Source organism: Deltaproteobacteria bacterium, assembly GCA_016210005.1.
Taxonomy (GTDB): Bacteria; Desulfobacterota; Binatia; order HRBIN30; family JACQVA1; genus JACQVA1.
Window position 1 is genome coordinate 1 of record JACQVA010000004.1, and the last position, 9,905, is coordinate 9,905.

10 protein-coding genes are annotated in these 9,905 nt (G+C 65.9%); 9 read left to right on the top strand and 1 reads right to left on the bottom strand.

The window, feature by feature from the left end; all coding sequences use genetic code 11:
* A partial coding sequence (locus tag HY699_00340; protein ID MBI4514254.1) for a GIY-YIG nuclease family protein occupies window positions 1-171 on the bottom strand: 171 nt, incomplete at its 3' end.
* Between the two features lie 239 nt (window positions 172-410).
* Here HY699_00340 and HY699_00345 point away from each other — a divergent pair.
* From HY699_00345 to HY699_00385, 9 genes are all read left to right on the top strand, one after another.
* The gene (locus tag HY699_00345; GenBank protein MBI4514255.1) at window positions 411-1,502 is read left to right on the top strand and encodes an AI-2E family transporter; all 1,092 of its coding nucleotides are present in this window, start codon (window positions 411-413) and stop codon (window positions 1,500-1,502) included.
* A 1,248-nt stretch (window positions 1,503-2,750) separates the two neighbouring features.
* Window positions 2,751-4,364 carry an AMP-binding protein gene (locus HY699_00350; protein ID MBI4514256.1) on the top strand — a complete coding sequence of 538 codons (1,614 nt, stop codon included), beginning with the start codon at window positions 2,751-2,753 and terminating at the stop codon, window positions 4,362-4,364.
* Between the two features lie 238 nt (window positions 4,365-4,602).
* Entirely contained in the window at window positions 4,603-5,610 is a 1,008-nt protein-coding gene (gene lpxD / locus HY699_00355) for a UDP-3-O-(3-hydroxymyristoyl)glucosamine N-acyltransferase (protein MBI4514257.1), read from the top strand.
* Between the two features lie 113 nt (window positions 5,611-5,723).
* Window positions 5,724-6,251, top strand: a complete 528-nt coding sequence (locus HY699_00360; protein ID MBI4514258.1) for a DUF177 domain-containing protein — start codon at window positions 5,724-5,726, stop codon at window positions 6,249-6,251.
* Between the two features lie 49 nt (window positions 6,252-6,300).
* On the top strand, window positions 6,301-6,483 hold the full coding sequence (rpmF, locus tag HY699_00365) for a 50S ribosomal protein L32 (protein ID MBI4514259.1): 183 nt from the start codon (window positions 6,301-6,303) through the stop codon (window positions 6,481-6,483).
* 46 nt (window positions 6,484-6,529) lie between these two features.
* Window positions 6,530-7,279 carry a 3-oxoacyl-[acyl-carrier-protein] reductase gene (gene fabG, locus HY699_00370; protein ID MBI4514260.1) on the top strand — a complete coding sequence of 250 codons (750 nt, stop codon included), beginning with the start codon at window positions 6,530-6,532 and terminating at the stop codon, window positions 7,277-7,279.
* Window positions 7,280-7,298: 19 nt separating this feature from the next.
* The gene (acpP, locus tag HY699_00375) at window positions 7,299-7,538 is read left to right on the top strand and encodes an acyl carrier protein (GenBank protein ID MBI4514261.1); all 240 of its coding nucleotides are present in this window, start codon (window positions 7,299-7,301) and stop codon (window positions 7,536-7,538) included.
* A 20-nt stretch (window positions 7,539-7,558) separates the two neighbouring features.
* Entirely contained in the window at window positions 7,559-8,041 is a 483-nt protein-coding gene (rpiB, locus tag HY699_00380; GenBank protein MBI4514262.1) for a ribose 5-phosphate isomerase B, read from the top strand.
* Between the two features lie 4 nt (window positions 8,042-8,045).
* Entirely contained in the window at window positions 8,046-9,293 is a 1,248-nt protein-coding gene (locus HY699_00385) for a serine hydroxymethyltransferase (protein ID MBI4514263.1), read from the top strand.
* The last annotated feature ends 612 nt before the right edge of the window (window positions 9,294-9,905 follow it).

Below are 9,905 nucleotides of genomic sequence, written 5' to 3' on the forward strand. Positions count from 1 at the left end.
GCCGTGCGCTTCGTAGTAGACCAGCTTGTCGACGCCGTACTTGGCCGAAAAACCCTCCACCACCTTGCTCTGATGCTGCCACACCCGCGTTGCCAGCTGTGAGGTCACCCCAATGTAGAGCGTGCCGTTCCGTTTGCTGGCCAGGATGTAAACGCAGAACTGCTTCTCCATAGCGCCAAACGCCAAACTGGATTCCCGCTTTCGCGGGAATGACGGCCATAACACCGAACCACGTTACCCACAAATTTGTCGCGCACCCCGGCGCGCGTGGCGGCTGGGCGGCAACGTCGTCTTCTCGCCCCAGCCCGCGCACACCCAGCCAGCGACCTGCGGCGGGTTCGAGCGCCGGCCAGGCCGGCTGTCTCGCAAAACGGTTGTGGCCGTTGCAGGAGCCTGGTACGTAGCCGGGCATGACCCGGCAGCAACTGTTCGCGGCGTTTTTCTTCGCCGTTCTGTTGTATCTGCTGTTTCAGTTCTACGTGATCTTTTCCGTCTTCCTCGGCCCACTGAGTTGGGCGGCGCTGCTGGCGTTGGTGTTCTACCCGATCAACGAGCGCCTGGTGGTGTTGCTCAAGGGGCGGCGCTCGCTGGTCGCTTTCGGCCTTACGACCGCGGTCATTCTGGTCGTCATCGTGCCGACCATAGTGATCACCATCGTGCTGGCCGGTGAGTCCGTCGCCGGCTACCAGCAGCTCCGGCAGCTGAGCGAGTCCAATCAGATGCCGGCCCTGGTGGCCCGGCTGGTCGAGTGGTTCAGCGGATCACGGCTGGGGCAGCTCTGGGCTTATCTGGCACCGCAGATGGCCGCCTGGAACATCAACCTCAGCACCACCGCGCTCAAGCTCGGCGACGCCATCAGTTCATTCCTGGTGGCGCAGGGGACCGGGGTGGCAAAGAACGCCGTCCGTTTTGTGGTCAACTTCTTCCTGACCACCTTCGCGCTGTTCTTCTTCTTCCGCGATGGCGAGCGCCTCATTGCCGCGCTGCGGGCGCTCATCCCGATGGAGGCCACTCACAAAGACGCGGTGTTCAGCCGTCTTTACGAGGCGCTGTCGGCCGTGGTGCAAGGCACGCTGGCCACGGCGATCGCACAAGGAACACTAGCTGGGATCGGCTTTTGGTTTTTGGGCGTACCGTTCGCGGTCATTCTCGGCTGTGCCACCGCCTTTCTTTCGCTGCTGCCTGGCGGCGCGGTGTTGGTCTGGGCCTCGGCCGTGATCTACCTGTTATTCGAGGCCGCCTTTGTGCGGGCGGTGCTGCTGCTGATCTGGGGGGTGTTCGTCGTCAGCGGCATCGACAACGTCATCCGGCCGCTCATCATCGGCGGCCGCACCCAGATTCCCACGGTATTTCTCTTCTTCGGCATCCTCGGCGGCCTGCAAGCGTATGGCTTCTTGGGGATCTTTCTGGCCCCGGCAATCATCGCCATCCTCGTCGCGTTCATTCGGATCTACCAAGAGATCTATGCCGTCGACTCCCCCCCGGCGCCGCCGAGCGGGTGAGCAGCAATCGCGTCGCCACGCGCTCTTGGGGGAGCACGTTGGATCGTGTCCCGTCCTTTCCGCCGCACCACACCGCGCAGGCATCGAGGGACCGGCCTCCAATCGCAGCTCGGCGTCCGCCGGGTGACCTCGCCCCGCACGGGCGATATACGTCGTCCGCAGGGACACCGTGAACCCCACGCTGAAGGCGTAGCCCGCGAACGCGATCCGCGCCAGCTCTGCTACAACGGATTGAACGGATTGAGCGGACTCGCCCGCCTCGAAGCCTTCTCCGGCCCGTGAAATCCGTTCCATCCGATTAATCCGATGTAAGAGAAGTCCGGGCTCCAGTGGCGAGATCCCGCAAGGGAGGGGCCTCGTATCGGCGACTCCGCGTCTCCGCGTGAGTGAACGGCCAGGGTCTCAGTGTTCGAGGCGGCGATTGGGCGGAGCTGATACCTGAGCCCTGTTCCTTGGCCATGTCTGCTCCCGGCGGGTTTCATCCCTGAAGGGTCCACGTCGCAGGCGCGGGCGCATTGCTCACACTCTGGTGTCGACAAGAGAGTTGTGGGGCGCGGGCTCAGCCTCGCGCCGCCCCACTGCGTAACCGCGACCGCTCCCAGGTTGCTGACCTGAAACTCGCCCGCCGTCTCGGCATCATCGATCTACCGCCGTCGCCTCGCATGCCCATCCCCGCATCTCTGCGACTCTGCTCCCTCTCCCCGCATCGTTGCGCGGGGAGAGGGCTGGGGTGAGGGGTTCATCTTTCGACCTCACCTCGCTCGCTTCTGAAATCGTACGCCGGCTGCACGCTACTGGAGACGAAGAGATCACCACCGAAGTGCACGAAGACCACGAAGAGGATTCGCCGAACAAGTGTGATCTTCGTGCTCTTCGCGTCCTTCGTGATGCCAGAAACGCACGAACCCCTCACCCCGGCCCTCTCCCCGCAAAAAATGCGGGGAGAGGGAGGCACTTTCCCCGTTCGGCCCAGAGCCGATCACAAGCCGCCGCGCACCCCCCGAACCTTGAAGCTACCGCCGTACTTGCTGTCCGTGACGACGATGCCGAAGTAGAAGTCGACGAACCACGCTCGCACCGCGCCCAACCCAGGCGCCGAGAGACCGGCGCCCTCCAGCTGCGTTGGCGGTCGCCTTGATTTGGCAATCCGGGCGGGCAATACCTGCCACGGCGCGCGCCGGTCACCTGAAGGCGACGGTGCTGCCCTAACTGGAGGAAACGCTTCCGGGGTTTGCGAGCAGGAGGACCATGAACCGCGTAGATCTATCGACCGCCAACGCCCGCGTGCTGGGGAAGATTCTGCGAACGCAGGCCGAGTGCATCCCCGATGCCACGTACCTGATGGCCGGAGAGCGCCAGTACACTTTTGGCCGCGCCAACCAGCTCGCTAACGCATATGCCGCCGGGCTTCGCGGTCTCGGCGTTGAACCCGGCGACACGGTGGCAATCTTCATGGCCGGCTCGCCGGAACTTGTCTTCACCAGCTTCGGGATCAACAAGCTCGGTGCGGTCTGGGTACCGGCCAACACGGATTACCGCAAGGAGTGGCTGCGCGAGTCCTTGCAGAACAGCCGCGCTCGGGTTCTCGTCATCGACGCGCCACTGCTGCCCCGGATCGTGGAGCTCGGGCCCCCGCTTCCCTTCGAGCGCATCGTCGTGAACGGCAAGACCGATCTCGCCATCGGAGGCACGCGCATGGTCGATCTTGCCGAGTTCGCGCAACTCAGAGCGGACGAACCAGACGCCGGCGTCTCCTACGGTGACACCGCGGCCGTGTTGTGGACCTCGGGCACGACCGGCAAACCCAAAGGCGTTATGCAGAGCCACAGCGCGTGGGTGCGCGGCTCCGAGAGCAGCGTCCGCAGCTTTCGCCTCCGCGAGGGTGACGTCCTCTACAACTGCCTGCCGATGTACAACTCGGCGGCCTGGATCTCCACCGTCTACCCGGCCCTGGTCGCCGGCTTGCCCTTCGGGCTCGACGATCACTTTTCGGTGAGCACGTTTTGGGACCGCACCCGCTTCTACGGCGCTACGCACATGTTCACGCTCGGCGCCATGCACATCTTCCTGTGGCAAGCGCCACAGCGGGCGGACGACAAGAGCAACTCCGTGCGCGTGGCCTCGCTCATACCCATGCCCGACCGCCTGATGGGACCGTTCAAGGAGCGCTTCGGCATCGAGACCGTGGTTCAGGGCTACGGTCAAAGCGAGGCGTTCACCGTCCTACTACGCATCGACGACGGCACGCGCAGGTGGAAGCCGAACTCGGCCGGCGCACCCCCGCCGGGTATGGAAGTGCGGCTGCTGGACGATGACGATGTCGAGGTGCCGGCCGGTGAAGTCGGCGAGTTCTGCGTCCGACCCACCGATCCGTACGTAATCTTCAACGGCTACTTCAACGACCCGGAAGCCACGGCCGCGGCTTTTCGCAACCTCTGGTACCACACCGGTGATCTCGGCCGGAAAGACGAGGACGGCGAGTTCTTCTTCTTCGACCGCAAGGCCGACTACATCCGCTACAAGGGGCGCAACGTTTCATCCTTCGCCGTCGAGGCCGCCGTGAATGCCCATCCCGCCGTCGCGCAAGCGGCCGCTTACGGCGTGAAGGCGGCCGAACTCGAGGCCGAGGCCGAGATCAAAGTCGACGTGGTGCTCAAGCCTGATGCAAACCTGAGCCCCGAGGAGCTGGCGGCGTTCGTCAACGACAACGCCCCGTACTTCTTCGTGCCGCGCTACATCGAGTTCGTGGCGCAGTTGCCGCAAACGCCCACCGGCCGGGTGCGCAAGTTCGCGCTGCGCCAGCGCGGCGCCGGCGACCGGGCCTGGGATCGTGACGCCGCCGGCTTCGTGGTGAAACGCTGAGAGCCTGTGCGCTAGTTCCCGGACCGAGCCAGGCGAAGAGCGCCGAGCGGCGCCAGGAGCAGCGATGCGACGGCGACCTGAAGCCTGGCGACGAAAGCGGAATCTCCTCGCAGGCTCTGCGTGCCGGTCGGCCGGCATGCCGCCGGCAACAGCGAGCTGACGGTATGCGGTCCCTCGGCAGTGGTTTGCGCCCTCGCCACCGCCTCGCTAAGGTCCGCCCGAGGCGTGGAGGGCCGCGATGCAACTGGGCGAGATCGCACAACGGATCGGCTGTGAGCTGCGGGGTGACGCCGCGGTGGAGATTAGCGGCGTGGCGCCGATCGAGAGTGCCGGCCCGGGACAGCTGACGTTCCTGGCACATCCGCGCTACGTGCAGTTTCTGACCACTACCCGCGCCGCGGCGCTCATCCTCTCCTACAGTGCGGACGAGACCGCCACGCCGTCGCTGCGCGCCCACGACCCGTACCTCGCTTTCGCCAAGGCGCTCGAACTCTTCTATCAGCCTCCCCGATTCGCGCCGGGGATACATCCGACGGCGGTGATTGCGCCGACGGCGTCAGTCGGTGCCGGGGCCGCAATCGGCCCCTATGCCGTCATCGGCGAGCACACCACGATCGGCCCCGGGGCCTGCGTCGCCGCACACGTGGTGATTGGGGAAGCGGTGATCATCGGCCGCGCTTTCACGGCGCACCCGTTCGTCAGCGTGCGCGAGCGCGTGCAGATCGGCGACAACGTCACGCTCCAAAGCGGCGCCAAGATCGGCGGCGATGGCTTTGGATACATCCTCGGCGAGGACGCTCGGATCGTGCGCATCCCGCAGACCGGCCGGGTGGTGTTGGAGGACGATGTCGAGATCGGGGCCAACACCACCATCGATCGGGCCGCCGTGGGCGACACCGTTATTCGGCGCGGGGCCAAGATCGACAACCTGGTGATGATCGCCCACGGCTGCGACATCGGCCGCGGCTCGATGCTGGCGGCGCAAGTGGGGCTTTCCGGCAGCACCAAGCTGGGAGAGTTCGTGCGCCTCGGCGGACAGGTGGGGGCCGCGGGTCACCTCAGCATCGGCGATGGGGCGCAGGTGGCGGCGCAAAGCGGCGTGCCCAATGACGTGCCCGCCGGCGCCGCGGTGGGCGGCTACCCGGCCGTGGACATCCACATCTGGCGCCGCCTGTCCGCCGCCCTGCCTCGCCTGCCCGAGCTGCTACGGCGCGTGCGCCGAATCGAGAAGAAGCTCGGGGATTGAGGCCGGCCCCGGCTTGGCCGGCGGCTATTCCACGAGCGTCGCCGGCGTCGTCGCCTTGACCTCGCTGGGGTGGTCGGCTAGGTTTTGCGCGCTTTTCTACTCTGGGTATCAGCGTGAAATTCCACGTTCGCGACATCGAGGATGCAGCCAAAGAGCTGCGCTATGAAGAGCCCACCGCGGCGCTGGCGCAGCTGTTGGAATCGCCGGTGGAGGACTTTCGCCTGCCGCCCGCCCTCTTGGTCGCGGTCAGCTTCTACCGCGCGGGTACGGACCTCTTCTTTCAAGGCCGCGCTGACGGCCCGATCGTCGGCCGCTGTTCGCGCTGTCTGGAGGAGTACACGTTTGCGCTGGCGATGGACTTCGCTTTCGTCTTTGCGCCCCACCGCGAACTCGGCGTGGAACGGCAAGTGGAGGAAGAGGATACCGATCTTACCTACTACGAAGGTGACGAGGTCGATCTGTCACCGCTACTGCGCGAGCAGGTGTTGCTGGCGCTGCCGACCCGACCGCTGTGCCGCGAGAACTGCGCTGGCCTGTGCCCGCAATGCGGCGCCAACCGCAACCAGATCCAGTGCGCTTGCCACAGCGAGCAAGGCGATCCGCGACTGGCCATACTCCGGACACTCAAGGTTCACGCCTAAACGATCGCGCGCGCCTGGAGCGCCCGCTTGATAACAAAGGAGCCGCCTCATGCCCGTTCCCAAACGCAGAACCTCTCACTCGAAGAAGAACAAGCGCCGCGCCCACGATGCGCTGACCCCGCCGGCGGTAGCCACCTGCCCCGATTGCGGCGAGCCCACCCTGCGGCACCGCGCCTGCCCGCACTGCGGTTCATACCGCGGCCGCAAGGTCATCGAAGGCACGGCGGAGTAAGCGCTGCCGGCCCGCCACCGATCCGCCCCACAAGCGCCGAGCCGCGATGACGAAGACACTCGAAAACCAGGTGGCGCTGGTCACCGGCGGCTCGCGCGGCATCGGCCGCGCCGTCAGCCGGCGCCTGGCGGCCGCCGGCGCGCGCGCAGTGGTTACCTACGTGAGCAATGCGACGGCAGCCGGCGATTGCGTGCAGGCAATCAAAGAGGCCGGCGGTGACGCCGAGGCCGTGCAGTTCGACGTGGCGGACTCGGCCGCCGCCGCCAGCGCGATCGCCGGCCTCATCGATCGCTTGGGCCGAGTCGATATCCTGGTCAACAACGCCGGCTTCACCGTCGATGCGCTCATCATGCGCATGAAGCCCGAGGACTGGGACCGGGTGCTGGCGGTCAACTTGCGCGGCGCGTTCAACTGCACCAAGGCGGTGGTACGGGCGATGATCCGCGCCCGCTACGGCCGGATCGTCAACATCAGCTCGGTGATCGGCGAAATGGGCAACGCCGGGCAAGGCGCCTACGCCGCCGCCAAGGCCGGGCTGATCGGCTTCTCGAAGGCGATGGCGCGCGAGCTGGCGCCGCGCAGCATTACGGTCAACGCGGTCTCACCCGGATTCATCAACACCGAGATGGTCGAGCGCTTGCCCGAGACCGTGCGGGCAGAGTATCTGAGGAACATCCCAGCCGGCCGCCTCGGCACGGCTGAAGAAGTAGCTGCGGCAGTCGCATTCCTGGTACAACCCGAGGCCGGTTACATCACCGGCCAGGTACTGGGGGTCAACGGCGGCCTCTACATGTGAACAGAGGAGGGAAGCGCGTATGGCGTCAGCGGTTGAGGAAAAGGTGCGGGCCATCATCTCCGAGCAACTAGGGGTCGGCCCCGATGAGGTTACGCCCGACGCATCTTTCATCGAAGATCTCGGGGCCGATTCGCTCGACATCGTCGAACTGGTGATGGCGTTGGAAGAAGAGTACGACCTCGAGATCACCGACGAAGAGGCCGAGAAGATTCGCACGGTGCAGGACGTCGTGAACTACATCGAAGCCCACAAGTCCTGAGGTGGCCTCTGATGGCGGCCATGATTGCCATCGGCAGCGACCACGGCGGCGTGGAACTGAAGGCCGTGCTGGTCGATTACCTGAACCAGCGCGGCGAGCAGGTCGAGGATGTCGGCACCCACGGCTCCACAGCGGTGGATTATCCGGACTTTGGCAAGCTGGTAGCCGAGAAGGTGGCCCGGGGCGAGGCCGCGCGCGGGATTCTCTTGTGCACCAACGGCATCGGCATGAGCATCCTGGCCAACAAGTATCCCGGCGTGCGCGCCGCATTGGTGGCCGACGCGGTCGGAGCGCGCATGAGCCGCGAGCACTTGGACGCCAACATCCTGATCATGGGCGGGGGTTTTGTCGGCAAGTTCCTGGCGCGCGAGATCGTCAAGGTGTGGATGGAGACCCCGTTCGCCGGCGGCCGACACCAGCGCCGCCTCGACAAGATTGCCGCCATTGAACACGAGCTGGGGCTGCAGGTCGCAGCGGCACCCGCCGGCTCCAAGCGGGAGTAGCATCATGAGTAGTGCGCTGGAACGGACCGACCCGGAAGTGTTTGACGCCATCCGCCGCGAGGCCGAGCGCCAAGAGCACAACCTCGAGCTGATCGCTTCGGAAAACGTCGTCAGCCGCGCCGTGCTCGAAGCCCAGGGGTCGATCCTCACCAACAAGTACGCCGAGGGCTATCCGGCCAAACGCTACTACGGCGGTTGCGAGTACGTCGACATCGCGGAACAGCTGGCCATCGATCGCGCCAAGCAGCTCTTCGGCGCCGAGCACGCCAACGTGCAACCACATTCCGGTTCGCAGGCCAATATGGCGGTGTACTTCTCGCAGCTCAGCCCGGGCGACACCATTCTCGCCATGGACCTCACCCACGGCGGCCACCTCACGCACGGCAACCCCGCGAACTTCTCGGGCAAGTTTTTCAAGGTGATTCCCTACGGCGTGCGCCGGGAGGACGAGCGCATCGACTACGACGCGATGGCCGCGCTGGCGCGCCAGCATCGCCCGAAAATGATCGTCGTCGGCTACAGCGCCTATCCGCGGGCGATCGACTTCGCCCCCTTTCGCGCCGCCGCCGACGAGGTCGGTGCCGTGGTCATGGCCGACATCGCCCACTTTGCCGGCTTGGTGGCTGCAGGGCTGCACCAGTCGCCCATACCTCACTGCGAGTTTGTCACCACCACGACACACAAGACCTTGCGCGGACCGCGCGGCGGTATGGTGCTGTGCCGCGAAGCTTTCGCCAAGAGCCTCAACTCCTCGGTTTTTCCCGGCAACCAGGGCGGGCCGCTGATGCACGTGATCGCCGCCAAGGCGGTGGCCTTTAAGGAAGCGCTCAGCCCCGGCTTCAAAGCCTACCAGCAGCAGATCCTCGCCAACGCCAAGGCGCTGGCCGAGGGCCTGAAAGCGCACGGTTTCCGCCTGGTCTCGGACGGAACCGACAATCATTTGATGCTGGTAGACCTGCGCAACACTGAGATCACCGGCAAGCTGGCGCAGGAGGTGCTCGATCAGGCGCACATCACGGTCAACCGCAACACGGTGCCGTTCGAGACCCGTTCGCCGTTCGTCACCAGCGGCATCCGCCTCGGCACCCCGGCCGTGACCACCCGTGGCATGAAGGAGCCGGAAATGGCGCAGATCGCCGAGCTGATCGCGCGCGCGCTCGGCCACGCCGGCGACGACGGCGCCCTGCGCAGCGTAGCGGCCGACGTGATTGCACTGTGCGCGAAGTTTCCACTCGCCGACGCGATTCACTAGCGCTGATCGCCGAGCCCCGTAGCGCCCGGCCTGTTGTGGCGGCCGGCTGTGTAACGGGGCTACCGGCGGATGGGCCTGATGGCCTGCCGTCCACCGACGACGATCCCGCGCGCGAGCGCGCACCGGCAACGGCGGCCCAGCTGACACTGCGGTTGGCTGCTAGCCCTGGGAGCGGTTCTTAACTGTACGTTGCTCATCGCCGGGGGGCACGAGCTGGCGCTCGTCGGGGGCTAACGGCCCGTTGAAGACGAGAGGCAACATCACCAATACCACCGCGCAACCAGGACTTCCGGATCTGAAACTTGTCCGCTGGCTCGCCGCCGTCGCTCTGCCGGCGTCGCTTCGCGTGTCGCGCCCTCTCCCCGCATCGTTGTGCGGCCCACTCAGGTCGCCAACTCCAACGGCGCATCCCGGCCGACAGGCCCTTCGACGTCGCTCAGCGCGGGCTTGGCCCGCAGCCCAAAGCTCGACAGGGGTATTCCGTCATGCCCGCAATCCTTAAGAGCCTGCCCCCGCGAAGGCGTGGGGCGGGCATCCAGGGGCGGTGGGGCTCCGGATGGATTCCCGCCTTCGCGGGAATGACGGAGGGAAATCTGCGCGCGACGCCAAGAC